We start from the raw sequence: 15,436 nt of genomic DNA on the forward strand, positions 1-15,436 counted from the left end.
GGTTCGCTATGTCTGACGACATGTCTTCTTTTTCGCCTTCGTCAGCGGGCGAACAGGGTGTACTACGTTCTATGCAGGAGGTTGCGATGAGCTCCGAGGAAGCCAGCAAGATGCTGCGCACTTACAATATTGCCTGGTGGGGCAATAACTACTACGACGTCAACGAACTGGGCCATATCAGCGTCTGCCCGGATCCGGACGTCCCTGAAGCGCGCGTGGATCTCGCCAAACTGGTGAAAGCCCGTGAGGCTCAGGGCCAGCGTTTGCCTGCACTGTTCTGCTTCCCGCAGATCCTGCAACATCGCCTGCGTTCGATTAACGCCGCGTTCAAACGCGCGCGTGAATCCTACGGCTATAAAGGCGACTACTTCCTGGTTTACCCGATCAAGGTAAACCAGCACCGCCGCGTGATTGAATCGCTGATCCACTCCGGCGAGCCGCTGGGGCTGGAGGCGGGTTCCAAAGCCGAACTGATGGCCGTGCTGGCGCATGCGGGGATGACCCGTTCAGTGATCGTCTGTAACGGCTATAAAGACCGTGAATACATTCGTCTGGCGCTGATTGGCGAGAAGATGGGCCACAAGGTCTATCTGGTTATTGAGAAGATGACTGAAATCGCCATCGTGCTGGAAGAGGCCGAGCGTCTGAACGTGGTGCCGCGCCTTGGCGTGCGTGCGCGTCTGGCGTCGCAGGGTTCCGGAAAATGGCAGTCCTCCGGCGGTGAAAAATCCAAGTTCGGCCTGGCGGCCAACCAGGTGCTGCAGCTGGTAGAAATTCTGCGCGAGCGTGGTCGTCTGGACAGCATTCAGCTGCTGCACTTCCACCTCGGCTCGCAGATGGCCAACATTCGCGATATCGCCACCGGCGTGCGTGAATCGGCGCGTTTCTACGTTGAGCTGCACAAGCTTGGCGTGAATATTCAGTGCTTCGACGTGGGCGGCGGCCTGGGCGTGGACTATGAAGGGACCCGCTCACAATCTGATTGTTCCGTGAACTACGGCCTGAACGAATACGCGAACAACATCATCTGGGCGATCGGCGACGCCTGTGAAGAGCACGGCCTGCCGCACCCGACGGTGATTACCGAATCCGGTCGCGCGGTGACCGCGCACCATACGGTGCTGGTCTCTAACATTATCGGCGTTGAGCGCAGCGAAACCACCGAAGCGACGCCGCCGGCAGACGATGCCCCGCGTTCCCTGCAAAGCATGTGGGAAACCTGGCAGGAGATGCACGAGCCGGGCACGCGTCGTTCCCTGCGCGAATGGCTGCACGACAGCCAGATGGATCTGCACGACATTCACGTCGGCTACTCTTCAGGCACCTTCAGCCTGCAGGAGCGCGCGTGGGCAGAGCAGCTCTATCTGAATATGTGCCATGAAGTGCAGAAGCAGCTCGACCCGAGCAACCGCGCGCACCGTCCGATAATCGACGAGCTGCAGGAGCGTATGGCGGATAAGATTTACGTCAACTTCTCGCTGTTCCAGTCGATGCCGGATGCCTGGGGTATCGATCAGCTGTTCCCGGTTCTGCCGCTGGAAGGATTGAATCACGCCCCGGAACGTCGCGCGGTGCTGCTGGACATCACCTGCGACTCTGACGGCGCCATCGACCACTACGTGGACGGCGACGGTATCGCCACGACGATGCCAATGCCGGAATACGACCCGGAGAACCCGCCAATGCTGGGCTTCTTTATGGTCGGCGCGTATCAGGAGATCCTCGGCAACATGCACAACCTGTTCGGCGATACCGAGGCGGTCGACGTGTTTGTCTTCCCTGACGGCAGCGTGGAAGTTGAGCTGTCTGACGAAGGGGATACCGTGGCGGACATGCTGGAATACGTTCAGCTGGATCCGAAAACCCTGCTCACGCAGTTCCGCGACCAGGTGAAAAACACCGGGCTGGACGATGCGCTGCAGCAGCAGTTCCTGGAAGAGTTTGAAGCGGGTCTGTACGGATATACGTATCTGGAAGACGAATAACGTTCGAAAGGGGCGTTAAAAAAAGGGTCTGACGAAAGTCAGACCCTTTTGTTTTAGCTGTACTGCTCGTCGGTGAAGGTAATGGTTACCGGAGCATAGATATCAATCGGTCGATCGATTTGCAACGCCTTCCACTGCGGACGCGCGTTCATCGCACCTTTGCTCATGTCGCCATTCCACTTCTTGTGTTCCGGCGTTTTCGGCATGTCCATCCCGGTCTGACCGGTGGACGACCCCGGAGAAAGCTTAACGTCATTCCCTTTGGTGTTGCTGGATGGCGCAACGCCGTTGGTCATGTCGCCATTCCACTGCTTGTGTTCCGGCGTTTTCGGCATATCCATCCCGGTCTGACCGGTGGACGAACCCGGCGAGAGCTTGACGTCATCGCCTTTGGTGTTGCTGGATGGCGCAACGCCGTTGGTCATGTCGCCATTCCACTTCCTGTGGTCCGGTGTTTTCGGCATGTCTTTACCGGTTTTACCCGTTGCAGAGCCCGGAGAGAGTACCGGATAGTTAGTTTCCGGTACGGCCCATTTCTTCACTGGCGTAACCGTTGTGGCTTCTGGTTTCGCTTTTGGTGTAACCGTTGCGGCCTCTGGTTTCGCTTTTGGCGTCAGCGGCTGGGACGTTGACGGCGCAACGTTTGGCACGGCTTCACTGCGTGCGGTTTCAGACGCGACGGCCTCCTTATGGACCACCGAAGAGGCGGACGTGGAGGTCGTTGTCGCCGTCGTTTTCTCAATCGTCATATGCTGAGAATCAGACGTTGTACGCGTCGTGGTTGTCGTCTGCTGCTGCGTTGAGCCTGGCTTAGTCGGCGTACACTTCTGAGGGCAGCCGCCATCGTCCGTATGGCCGTCATCCGGCTTCGCTGGAGTATCGCTGTCTGCGTCAGCGCCGCTTTTCTTCTTCTTACGAATCCCCGGATCGGCAAGCGTGTAGGAAATGTTATTTCCTGCTTCTTTCTCATCACGCGTGACAACCGACATTTCATCTTTATTGGTATTGAGATCGCCATTCACTGCCGCACTGGTGGTGTCACCCACGGCGATAGTGGATTTCTGCGTTTCGTTGTAGTGAATTTCATCCACGGTGTCGACGTAGATGTTACCGGAAGGCACTACGCCATTGCTCAGGCCAATGCCGCCACCGCCGTACAGACCATCCTGCTCAACGTGGTCTTCCAGCGTTTTCGCATTGATATCACCCGCAACGTTCACCGATCCGGTGCCATCCTGAGATACCAGATTAGCCCCGGTCATATTGAGGTCGCCTCCGGTTTTCACATTCAGCTCGCCGCTGGTATTGATACCGGATTGCTTCGCTGTTTTAGACGAATCGTAACTTTCAGAGCCGCCGCCCCCGTTGACGGACGCGTTCGGGATGATGCCCGCTGCCGAGACGGAGATGCCCACAGAAGCGCCCCAGTTACCGCGGCTGCTTTCGGTGTGCTCGGTATTCTGCACGGAGGTGATATTCATATCGCCTGCAACGTTAACATCCGCTTTTTCTGCATCGATGTTAGCGCCCTTCATGTTCATATCACCGCCAGCGTTCACTGTCACCGTGTTGCCGTTGATAGTACTGTTCTTATACGACGTAGAGTTACCCGAGCCGTGTTCCGTACTGCCGTTGTAATCGACTGAAATACCGCCGCTTGCGCCGGTTATATCCACTCCCACGCCTGCGGTAAGACCGCCTTTGTGTTTTTCGGTTTCATTGGTGTAAGAGGTCGTTGATTTCGCTGCGTTAATGTCCACATTACCACCCGCATTGATCTCCGTATTCTGCGAGTTCACGTTCACGCCGTTGAGCGTGGTATCGTTGGTCGAATTAATGCTGACGTTTTTAGCATTAATATTGGTGGTATTCTCCGCCGTTGCGGTGCGCGTTTCTTTCGTTTTTGTCGTGTTCCCGCCGAAAGTGACGGAGCCGCCAGCAAGATCGTTTAGCATGATGTTGGACACATCGCCCAGCACTTCCGCCGTCGTGGTTCCGCTGTTAATCGACTGGCCTTGCTGCGATTTATCAATGAGATTCCCGGTTTTGTCGATCGCATCAACTACCGCACTGTGGGCCTCACCTGAAACACCGACAAAGCGGTCTTTATGTGTGACGGTGGTTTTGGTTTCATCCTCGTATTTGGTGCTTGCGACATCCTTCGCGTTAATGCTGAGCTTATCTCCGGCGGAGAGGTCAGCGCCGCCAATATCCGCCGTTTTTCCTGCATTTACGGAACCGGAATCGGTAAAATTAATGGACGCGTTGGTGTTCTGCTTGCTCTGGGTCGACACGGTATCGGTTGTGTCTTCCATACCCACCCTGAAACCGGCAGTATCGGTGATCGGTGCGCGGCCCGGTTTGGCACCAATCGCGGAGGTTTCAGAATTACCGCCTGCGCTGGTGTAGTCGCCAGAGGTGGTATTTTTTGTGGTGCCGTCGTTTTTGCCGTAGGAAGCCGAGGCGGATTTACCGGCGCCGCTGATGCCGGCCTCAGCAACAAACTGGCGAGACTGTGTGGTGTGTTCCTCAGCGGACACGTTTTCAGACGTCTTTATCTCAACGTTTTCTGCCGCGTTGATGGAGCCGCTTTTCGCGTCAATGCTGCCGCCTTCGATGACCACATTCTTGCTGGCATCAATCTGCACATTGCCGCCAGCCTTGACGGTTGCGCCGATAGCTTCGCCGGTCACCGTTTTGGTGTCGGTGGTGGTATAGCTGGACAGACCGTTGATCTCGGTATTGATGGTACGGTTAGAATCAATCTGATGCAGGTCGTTGAAGGTGACGTCACCTTCGCTCGCCTTCATATTCACGTCCTGGCCTGCCGTAATATCAGCCGCGTTGGAAGTGATGGTTTTCGCCTGCATGTTGATACTGCCGCCTGCGGTGACGCCATCATCGTGCGCATGAATCTTCTGCTTGCCGTCTTCGCCGTGTCCGACAGATGCGGTCAGGGTGATGTCGCCCTTTTCAGCCTTCATGTCAATGTCGCCACCGGCGTTCACTGCCGCGCCGTTTGAGGCAATGCTGCCATTTTCCGACGTCATTGAGACGTTACCGCCCGCCGAGATGCCAGCATCTGTCGCATTGCTGATGTTGTTAATATCCCCTTTGGATTTCAGCGTGACGTCACCCTTAGAGGAGAGGGTACCGTTCACGTTGTTAATGGCGGTGGCATCAACTGAAAGGCTATTTCCGGCTGCAATGGACGCTGTGCCTTTACTGATATCACCGTTAGCCAGCTGGCTAAGGGTTTCAGGGCAAAGGTAGACCACCGGCACCAGCACTTCCGTCCCTTTGATGTTCTGGCTCACGAACCAGACGATATCCTGGGTTAGCCCATTGCGCTGCTCTTCGCTCAGAGGCTGCCCCACCACCAGATTTAGATCGCTGTTTTTCGCCGCAATACCGGCGTTATCCATCAGGTTTTGTACCAGCGCATCGCCTTCAAGACCGTCTCGTATCGCAAACATGCTGCCTACGGAGCGGCTGATCTCTCGACGAATCAGTTCGGAGATAAAGTAGTTATCGCCAATGACGTTAACGGTTTCGGTGGTAGTGTAATCCACCTTGTCGAAATAGTAGTCAGAGCCGCTGTACTTGCTCTGATCGATCATTTCCGGGCGCGTTTCGAAAATCGGAATGATGTGGTTGGCCGGGCCGCTGTATTCGGTACCGTTTTTCGCCGCCTCAGAGGCTTTTTTGAATTCGTCAGTGACTTCAAACATGCCCGGCAGAGAGACCAAATCCTTGATGGTCGGCAGTGGGCTGATCCCCATGGCCAGTTCATTCAGCTTTTTGGTATTGATGGCAACATCATAGCCCGCGACGGCGGTGTCGATGGTGTAGTCACCCACGTCGATATTCTCAATTTTGGCGTTTTCTTTGATTGTGCCAGCGTTAGCCAGGCCGTTATCCAGCGTGCCGCCATTGTGCGTAAAGTTACGACCCGCCGTGATTTCACCTTTTTCTGAAGGCACGAAGTAGATCATATTCGTCTTCAGAGGGGTAATGCTGGTGTCATTGCTTACCAGGTTATGCCATGCCGTGTTCAGGGTCGCGTAATCTTGCGAATTCCACGTTTCACCAAACACTTTGCTCATGACGTAGTTGAGCTGGGTTGAGTCATTCGCGGCGTCGAGAAGCGATTTATAGCTACGCTCTCTGTTTGGATCCTGGGTACCGCTTTTGGTTGCAGGTGCGCCGTCACCAAAGATGAAATCAAGGTATTGATAGAGCGAGTTGAAGGTCAGCGTCGTGTAGTGCTCTGCTGCCACCTTCCAGTAGTCGGTCAGTACTATCGGTTGCTCAAGGATGAGATTCAGATAGTCATACATGGATTCGGAGGTATAGGTTGGCGAGTTCAGCAGATTACCCGTGATGGTGATATCACGTCCCGCCTGGATCAGGCCGCCGTTATTTTTAACCTCTTTTTCGTCGAAAATGCCGCGCTGGTTAATATTAATATCTTTCCCGGCGCTGATTTCGCCGAGCTTACTCATAGCGATATCTGACGCCAGAACCGGGATGTGCAGAACCGTGGTAATCCTGACCTGCGTCATCACATTATCAATACCGGCCCATTGACCCACGGCATCCTGCGTTTGGGTTTGCGAAATGGTGCCACCCGTATAGGTGCTCTGGTTTTCCAGAGAGGCCGCATCAATATTGATGTTCTGTTCGGAGCGAATGATCCCGGCGGAGTTGATAATCGTTTTCGCGATGAGCGACATGTCACCCATGCTCAGCACGTTGCCGTTATAGTCGTTAACAAAGGCACCGTCGTGGGCATTAATATCCATCTTCCCTAACGACCAGAGCAGGCTGTTGCTGTTGTTCATTACCTCATTAGCGTTGATGTGTAAATCACCCCCCGTGACCACAGACTTGCTGTTGATCACCTTACCGTCTGCCTGGAGCGTCAGGTTGCCGATGGCTTCCATCATGGTGTTGTTGAACAGCGTACCTTCCGTGCTGAGCGTCATATCATGACCTGCACGAATACTGCGGTTATTGTCATTCAGCGCGATGGAGTCTTTTACCTTGAGCAATAAATCATGACCCGCTTCGAGGATGCCATTGATGTTATTGAATGAACCGGTATGGATGTTGAGGTCGTTTCTGGCAGAGGTCGTGCCGGAATCATGATTATTCAGCTGCGAGGCATTAATCGTGATGTTATTCCCGGCGATCAGGGCATTTTTTTCGTTGCTAATCGTCCCGCCCGCTACGTTGAGGTTCGTATTGTTGGCACCCGATAGTACCGCTGCATTGGCGTTGATCAGATTATTAGCGACATTAACTGACAGATCGCTCTGCGTCGACACAATCACCGCCTGTTCGGTGTTAAGCATGTTTTGCGCATTGATCGTAATGTCGCCGCCCGCCACGAGAGTGGACACCGACTGCTGCCCGTCCTCTGCGGTGAGGCTGCCAATGTTGCTCAACGTGTTGGCGACAATCTCCAGCGGGCCGTTTACAGCCTGAATGACACCGGCCGTGCGGTTGGTCAGAACGCCGATGGCGTTCAGCACCGTCTGCATATTGGCGGAGATGACCGCGCCGTCGCTGTTGATGAGCGACTCAACGTCTTCAATCGTCAGGTTACGCAGTGCAGCTAAAACATGCCCTTCACCTGTGTTGGCCAGGTTTTTGACGTTGCGAATAATCAGATCCAGACCTGCCTGAACCACACCGTCGTTTTTCAGCTCCTCAACGGCATCGATCGCGATATTGCCATTGCCGATGATCACCGAGCGGTTGTTTAACGTCTTCACGCCGCTGATATTCAGATTGCCCTCAGAGGCAATCACTGCATCGCTGCTGTTATTAAGCGTCGTGGTCGTCGCGATCGAGAGCGCATTATCTGATTTAATCATCGATGCGCCGCTGTTATTAAGGGTACCTACGTTTCTCAGCGCGGTATTTCCAGCACCGAATAGCGTTGCACCTTCAGTGTTATTGAGGGTGTTCACATCGGACAGTGACAGCGTGCCGTCAGAAATCACAAAACTGCCGGTGTTATTCAGCGTGTTGAGATGGGTAAGTTGCAGCGTCTTGCTGGCATACAGCGTGGCGGCGTTAAGGTTATCGACGGTGCTGACGTTATCGAGCGTCAGGCTACCGGCCTGAATGGTTGAGGCGTCGTTAAGCAACGATGTCGCTGTAACGGAGAGGGTTTCTCTTGCCGCAATCAGCGCGTCATGGGTGTTAGAGAGGGTGGAAATTCCGCTGGCATTGATATTATCGCCCTGGATCAGCCCATCGTCATTGTGTACTGCCAGCGCGCCGTCACCCTTTATGGTGAGGTTCTTCCCGGCAATAATGCTGCCTTTTTGACTATTCTGTAGCTCTTTTTTGACATCAAGCTGCATGTCAGTGGTCGCACTCAGCGTGCCGGCCTGGTTTTTCAGATTCGCGGTTGCGATGGCCAGTTTCTCGCTGGCACTGATGGTGCCGCTGTTACTGACGGTTGCACTGGCTTTACGGGTCTGGGTGGAGACATTACGTCCTGCAATACGTCCGGTATTGCTGAGCGTGTCGCCGCCGGATGCCACCGTCACGTCATGCTTGTTGCTGGCAATGGTGCCGTCGTTGACGATGTTACCGTCGGCATCAATGAAGATCAGCGCATCGTTACCGCTCAGGGTGCCGCTGTTTGAAACCTCACCGTTGACCTTAATGCGCATCTCACCGCTATTAGCGCCAATATGACCACTGTTGTTCAGGGCGCTGGCGGTCATAACCAGGTTTTTATCCGCGTAGAGGCGGCCTGCGTTGTCGAGATGGCCGACAGACAGCGTCTGGGCGTTGCTGGCATACAGGATGCCATTGTTCTTCATCGAACCTGATGCAATCCAGATATCCCCTGTGGCGCTGACGGAACCCTTGTTTTCAAACGCACCGGTCAGGTTGAACTGCAGCGTTCCTTTCTTCGCGAGAATAACGCCTTCATTGTTAGTCATGCTGCCCGCGGTAACGTTGACATTACCACTGTTGCTGACGATCTCCGCATCGGAGACGAGGGTGCTGAAGGGCACCTGCTGGCCATTCTGGATGACGACAAAATCGCCATTTTTTAACGTCACGACGCCACCGGAAATGACAGCGCCGTTAGCATCCAGCGCTTTTAGTTTTCCGGAAAGGGTGTACTGCCCGGCAACATTAATCTGAATGGCGGGTACCGCTGTTGTGGCACTGTTTTGCGCAATGATAGCAGCCGTATTTTGCAGCAGGGTTGAGGCATCAATTCGGATTGTGCCGTTACGGGAGATAACGTCGTTATTCACCGTCATGCCAGAGAGCGCATGCAGGATAATATTATTTTGCGCTTCTGTACTTCCGGTGCCGCTGCTGTTTTTGTTCAGGGCAATATTGTTGCCGCTGACAGTGACATTTTTATCGCTGCGTAAACCTGTCAGCGTCACGTCGCCGTTCGCACTGATCTCAATGTCACCCGTGGCAATAATACTGCCCTCATGACGGACGCCTGCGCCGGATTCGGTGCTGATAAGCTGAATTTTACCACCGTACATTGACCCCATCGCCCGACCGTCAATCGCGACATCCGGCGTATGGCCGTCACCCGTGGCGCGAGTCGTGTGCTGGCGGCTGGAGAGATCGTAATCGTTCTGCCCGGCAACTACCTTAACGTCCGCCTGGCCGGCAATTTCACCTTCCAGTTTTGCACTTCGGCTGACAATGTCGAAGTAGCTTAGCCCTTCGGTAGAAATGCCTTGCCCTGTGAGAGACACGGTGCCTTTTTCAACAGCTAGTTTATAGTTGCCGTCCTCTTTCATCTGCACCTTACCGGTACTCAGCGTCAGGCTGTTGGCATTAATGGTGGTGGCGCCGTTAACGCTAATACCGTTTTGGTTAGCAACGATCACGTCCGCTTTTCTGCCGAAGACTTCCATCGTCCCGTTAATATAGGACGCCTGGGCTCCCGTCACTTCACTGATAATTGCTTTTGCTTCATGCTCAAGCTGGGCGTTTTTAACCGTGTAACCCCCGATCTTAGACACACCATCCTGCATGCTGTTGTTAAAAATAAGGCCATTTTTATCAACGTTAAACTGGTCGAATTTATTATGCGAGACGCCTTTCGCATTCGGATCGGTGATATTCACGACTGGCGTGCCGTTAGCCGCCTGACCCATTGTTGGCCCTTTACTCTGGCTGGCATCCGGCACCGTTGCGGCTTCGGCATTAGCTGCGAGAATACCCGCTATTGAAATAAAAAGTGGGCAAAGGTGTTTATGCAAATTCCCTGCGGTTAGCTTCGTTTTTGAGGTTTTATTATTGCTCATAAAAATTCCTTAAATTAGAACGTTACTTCCATCTTGTAATAAACGACCGTGTTATCGACGGTATTCTCTTCCAGTGAATCTGGTTTTTTTATAGGCCAGCCCGCGAGGACATACGTTGAAAAATGGCTACCGGTAGCTTTAATCCCGACAGAGCCACCCATCATGAATTGGCTATCACATACGTTGACGCCTTTCGGGCAATTATCTTTGGCAAAGCCCAGGTCATAACCTACATAGGGAATAAGCTGATAGATACCGCCGACGCCAACATCGAATGGAAACTGCAGGGTATTGGCGATCCAGCCGCCGCTATCAACCAGCAGGCTATCGTCCTTGAAGCCGCGTACGGTGAATTCATCGCCCAGCGTTAATTTTGCATCGCTAACCAGTACGTTCGGGGTGTACTGGAACCCTGCGTTGAGTTCATACACGCCACCTAAACGGCCAGACTGAAAAAGCGGACGCGTCCAGCTGGCAATGCCGTTGTACTTGACGTAATCAAGGTCAAACCCTTTAAGGTCGGCATCGTTTTTCCAGGCGGAACCAAACCAGGGAACCGCTGCCGTCACGCCCACATCGCCATAGAACCAGCCGTTCATCAGGGCGCCGACCCAGGTAGCGCCCGACGAAATCGAGGTATAGGTTTTAGAGCTGACGTCTATACGCTGGTTTTCAATGCTGTTGTTGCTATTACGTCTTTCAACTTTTGCCCACCAGCTGGTTTTACCCGTGGCGTTACGGCCGAGCATGCGGCTGACACGCAGAGAAGCACGGTCAGAATCTCCGTCAGAAGCGTAGCTGGCGTTATTGCCGGCAAGCGTTTTGTCGTAGCTGGATTTGTAATAAAGCGCGTCAAACGACCAATAACCCAGTGGGATGCTGTAACTCGTTGACCACGAATCCTGATTATCCTGGTTATTCTTCAGGTTATTCCATGAATAATAAACGTTGAAAATATCATTGATGCCGGCAATGTTTTTAGCGGTTACGCTGCCATAATACTGCTGCCAGCCGTCAGCCTTAAAGCCAGAGTTGTTAAGACCCGCGGTGACCGAAAGAGGGAATGCAGGCACGTGCAGCAGATTAAGATCGGAATAGCTGTTTATAACAGACGGTTGAATTTCAATATTGTCGTTAGGGTAAACGCGCAGCAGGTTTTCGACCATTTGATCGACATCCTGCATGTTCAGAATCTTGTCTTTCGCAAAAGGATAGGCAGTGAACATGCGCGTGCGTTCACGGAAGGACGGCGCTTGCCCGTTAACCTTAAGATCGTGTATTTTTCCCCACATCACCCGCAGAGAGAGTGTGCCCGTTTTGATATTACCGGGCTCAACACCAATCAGCGTCGTGGCATAACCACGAGAAATATAAAAATCGGTCAGTTCTTTGGCCAGTTCAAATATTTCTGTTCGACCGAGCATTTTGCCCTCATAGCGATCGATAATCGCCTGACGCTGCGGTGAGTTGTCAAACTGCGTATCATCAAGGATGACAATATGATTGACCTGAAATTTCCAGTTCGAGTCGCTGCTGGCCAGGGTTTCATCTCCGGCTTCGCGCATTTTTTTTTGTTGCTGGATTAACTGCTCGGTCCGCTTGGCTTCTTCTATTAATGCCTGGCTGGTTTGTCTTTCGAGACGATCCAGTTCCTGTTTATTTTGCTGACCAGGGAGTGCCGCCGTAGCGTGAGCCACAGGAATGAACGGCACTAATAAAAGTGCATATTTTGAAAAACGCTGAAGCACGAATCTCTCCTTGATAATTATCTTAAAGCCATGGTGTATTGAATTGCGCCGACCACCCTGCCAGCACTTAATGAGTTTTCGCGATTAACCTCGGCAGGAACGAAAATCTGGGCCTGATAGTTTTTAGTTAAGCGGGATGAAACCTGGAAAGGGTATTCTTTTCCAAGAACAAGGGCCGATGAGACATAAGGGCTGGATTTTTCGTAAACCATAATCGCGAAATTTTTCGCGTAGCCTTCGCCGGTCTCGACGCCCAAAAGACCGTTCATTGATGCGAATTTGGTATTGATCAGGGAAGAGAAAGTTAAGCCAACTTGTGCCTGTTCCGGGCATGTGATGGTAATAGAAAAGTCCTTTTTATCACCTTGATAATTTAGCGTGTTCTGGAATGAGGCAATACTGTAGGTCCCCAAATCGACGTTGGTCGACGAGGGATAAATGGAACATGAACGCGTATTTACTTTAATTGGCGCTGAGAAATTGATAGTAAGAATACGAAGCGCATCCTCTGGCGTGAGCAAAGGTTTGACTTTTACGTTAACCATTTCGCCGGCAGGGATCTCGGATTCTCCCTGATTAATATTACCTGTCTGCACGAACTCTACCAATACGGTGCTGTTGTCGATAGAACAGCTCGGGCTGCAGGTCACCGGAGAGCCGGAGTTACCCGGCACCCAGGTGTTCCCTGCGTTGGCTGGCCATTTCATCCGAATACCGATACCCGGAATTTCGGTTGTATAGACTTTATCTACCGAGGAAGAGAGATAATTTCGGCTGTAAGCGGTGTGCCACTGCGTTTGCGTTGATTCATCACAGATATATTTGATGTTAGGTGCAGTATACGTTTTCGACCATAAGACCGTTCCAGTGGAGCCTTTATCCGCAGGGTTTAACGTAATGTCGTCTGTAATATTTAAAACCTTTTCCACGCCTTCGAGTCTGCACGCTGAGGCTTTTGCTTCAAGGGTAAACATCCATAAAACGGATAATAAAACGAGATAAAGCAGAGTAGTAATGTATTTATTCATTTTCTGTTAAAGGCCTTTGCAGATAATATCTATTGCATTAAAGGAGGCGGCTTTATTCATGTCGCGGGTTTTTCTGTTATCAGAAAGGTGATTGACATCTGCTGAGCACGCGTTCATCACCTTATTACTGTTCCATTTAATAACGATCGGCTTGCCAGGTTCAGGTAAGGTCAGCATTGCCAGGCCACCCTGTCCGACCATACCGAGCGTGGTATTGCTACCATCGGTAATGGATGCGCCGAAGGGGATCTTTTGCCCGGAGGCATGTGTGAAGCGCACAAAGGTCTGTTGCTTCTGCTGTGTTTCCATTTTGATATGCACGGCGGCACCGGCGGTTGGCACAATGCTCTTACGCGTATCCTCTACATCGACACTCATTGATGTACCTTTTGGATCAATGAAGACATCGTTGTATCTGTAAGGCGTCAGATAGCCGACAATCCCGTAGCCGTTATCTTTAATGACCGCATTTGAATCAGGGTAAACTCTTGCCCCTTCAGCGCCTTTGGCCTCTATCACGCCAATGGTGTCGCCTAACGTTGGGGTCAAATTGATACCGCCACGGTGCACAACCACGCCACCGTTCATGTTCAAACCGCCCATGAAGCTATGGAGGGACTGGCTGAACGCGACGCCGCCGGAAGCGCTATCGCCCACATAAGACAGGTTGGTACCGAAGTTGGTTTCCGGCCTGCTGGACTCGCTGAAGTAGCCGCTAAAGCCATACTGCGATCGCTCGCCGGCCGAGCCGCTGAGCGAGGTGCGGATGGTGGCCTCATCACTGTTGTAGCTAAAGTTTGCTCCCAGGCGAGCCTGTTTTTCATAACGATGGCCGAGCGGCATAGATACGCTCAGGTAGATCGTATCGTCGTGACCACCGTCTTCATTGTTGGTTCGGCCAAGCGAAATGCCCCAGGTCGACGAGCCAAACCGGTTGTTGTATCCCAGCGCGTAGTTGGATTTTTCCGTGCGGCCCAGTTCATCGTTCCAGATGTTGCCGATGAAACCACTGACGTAGAAACTTCCCCAACCCGCAGGCAGCATCTGGTTGATGTTTGCTTCCAGGCGTTCACGATAGCGTTCGGGTAAATATCGGTCGTTACCATGTTCCAGCGCCTGCTTCACGCTGACGGCATCCGACAGCGAGTAGTAATTTTTACTGGAGTAGCGGTAACCCACCAGGCTGAAATTTGTCCCGGTTTCGGAAAGATTTTTAGCAAGGCTGATACGCAGGGACATGTCACACAGTGAGCCGCAGTCATCGTTCCCGGTGCTGGAGTTAAAGTTCGTATAAGAGCGGGTAACGTCCAGGCCTAATGCCCCCAGCGGGGTATTGATAGCCACACCACCCAGCAGGGCGTTGTAATCGCCATCAAACGCGGTTTGAGCGCCTACGTAACCGGTCAGATTATTAAGCAAACCGTACTGAAGCGTGCCTTCCGTCATCCACGGATCATCGGCAAGAAATGTGTTGCGGATTTCACCCGAGGAGACCGAATAGCGAAAATAGCCTTCGCGCAGCAGCTGCGGAACGCTGGAGTAGGGGACGGTAAAGGTATTGATGGTGCCATCGGTCTCTTTGACGGTGACTTCCAGATCGCCGTTGTAGCCCGTTGCATAGAGATCGCTGATGGCAAACTCGCCTGGGGGAACCACTTTTTCATAGAGGGTACTGCCAGACTGCTTGATGGTGACCGTCGCGTTGCTGTTGGCAAAACCACGAACGACAGGCGCATAGCTGCGCACGGAATCCGGCAGCATGCGATCGTCGGTGGCGAGTCTGACGCCGCGAATGGCCGTTGTATCAAACATCTCCCCGCTGGTGTTGAGATCGCCCAGCACCACTTCAGATTGCCAGGCCGCAATTCCCCGGCTGGCAAATGCCTGCAGATGATCGACCCCTTCATCCTCAATATCATTGCCGAGGTTCAGGGTGTCATAGGTTACAAAACGCCACGCACCGAGCGTCATAGCGGTTTGCAGGTTACCAAAGAGATAGTTGCTGGTTTCACCTAACTCACGGTTGCGCGTGCTTGAACCACTCAGCGCGTAGGAGGCCATGAGGGTAGGTTCACCGTCATCCCATAGTTCAGGGCTGATATAACCCTCTGGTGTATTGAGCAGCATCGCCTGCGGAACGGTGACATCCAGGCGCTCATCATCCTGGTTGTAGGTGACGGTCGCGCCGGGGATAAGCGTTTCGAGGATCAGGCAGCGGCCCGTCTTCCAGTTTTCCGGCAGTTTGCTGGTATCGACATCAAAGCGGATAATCATTTCCGGCGTCATGCAGGCATTTACGCCCTGCGTATTGTTTGCCGGAATAAATGAAATGGGCCAGGTTCCTAATTTCCGCAAGTTGCTAA

The 15,436-nt window shown here is 52.8% G+C and carries 5 protein-coding genes; 1 reads left to right on the forward strand and 4 read right to left on the reverse strand.

All coding sequences use genetic code 11. The annotated features are described in order from the left end of the window. The first annotated feature begins 8 nt into the window (after nucleotides 1-8). Nucleotides 9-1,985: a biosynthetic arginine decarboxylase gene (gene speA, locus N6P30_RS20480; protein WP_023294521.1), complete on the forward strand. Its 1,977-nt coding sequence runs from the start codon at nucleotides 9-11 to the stop codon at nucleotides 1,983-1,985. 53 nt (nucleotides 1,986-2,038) lie between these two features. Here the strand turns inward: speA and N6P30_RS20485 are convergent, their stop codons facing one another. From N6P30_RS20485 to N6P30_RS20500, 4 genes are all read right to left on the reverse strand, one after another. Further along, a complete protein-coding gene (locus N6P30_RS20485; RefSeq protein WP_260629972.1) occupies nucleotides 2,039-10,297 on the reverse strand; it encodes a hemagglutinin repeat-containing protein in 8,259 nt (2,752 codons plus the stop codon). Between the two features lie 14 nt (nucleotides 10,298-10,311). Next, on the reverse strand, nucleotides 10,312-12,045 hold the full coding sequence (locus tag N6P30_RS20490; RefSeq protein WP_023294519.1) for a ShlB/FhaC/HecB family hemolysin secretion/activation protein: 1,734 nt from the start codon (nucleotides 12,043-12,045) through the stop codon (nucleotides 10,312-10,314). A 17-nt stretch (nucleotides 12,046-12,062) separates the two neighbouring features. Beyond that, nucleotides 12,063-13,073 carry a fimbrial protein gene (locus N6P30_RS20495; protein WP_023294518.1) on the reverse strand — a complete coding sequence of 337 codons (1,011 nt, stop codon included), beginning with the start codon at nucleotides 13,071-13,073 and terminating at the stop codon, nucleotides 12,063-12,065. A 6-nt stretch (nucleotides 13,074-13,079) separates the two neighbouring features. Then, nucleotides 13,080-15,436, reverse strand: a 2,357-nt coding sequence (locus N6P30_RS20500; protein ID WP_260629973.1) for a fimbria/pilus outer membrane usher protein, incomplete at its 5' end; no start/stop codon positions are given.

The sequence above is a fragment of the Enterobacter sp. PL1 genome, assembly GCF_945957325.1.
Classification (GTDB): domain Bacteria; phylum Pseudomonadota; class Gammaproteobacteria; order Enterobacterales; family Enterobacteriaceae; genus Enterobacter; species Enterobacter roggenkampii.

Bases quoted from the DNA above. Each gene is read 5' to 3' on its own strand.
- speA (WP_023294521.1), top strand. From the start codon at position 9: ATGTCTGACGACATGTCTTCTTTTTCGCCTTCGTCAGCGGGCGAACAG.
- N6P30_RS20485 (WP_260629972.1), bottom strand. From the start codon at position 10,297: ATGAGCAATAATAAAACCTCAAAAACGAAGCTAACCGCAGGGAATTTG.
- N6P30_RS20495 (WP_023294518.1), bottom strand. From the start codon at position 13,073: ATGAATAAATACATTACTACTCTGCTTTATCTCGTTTTATTATCCGTT.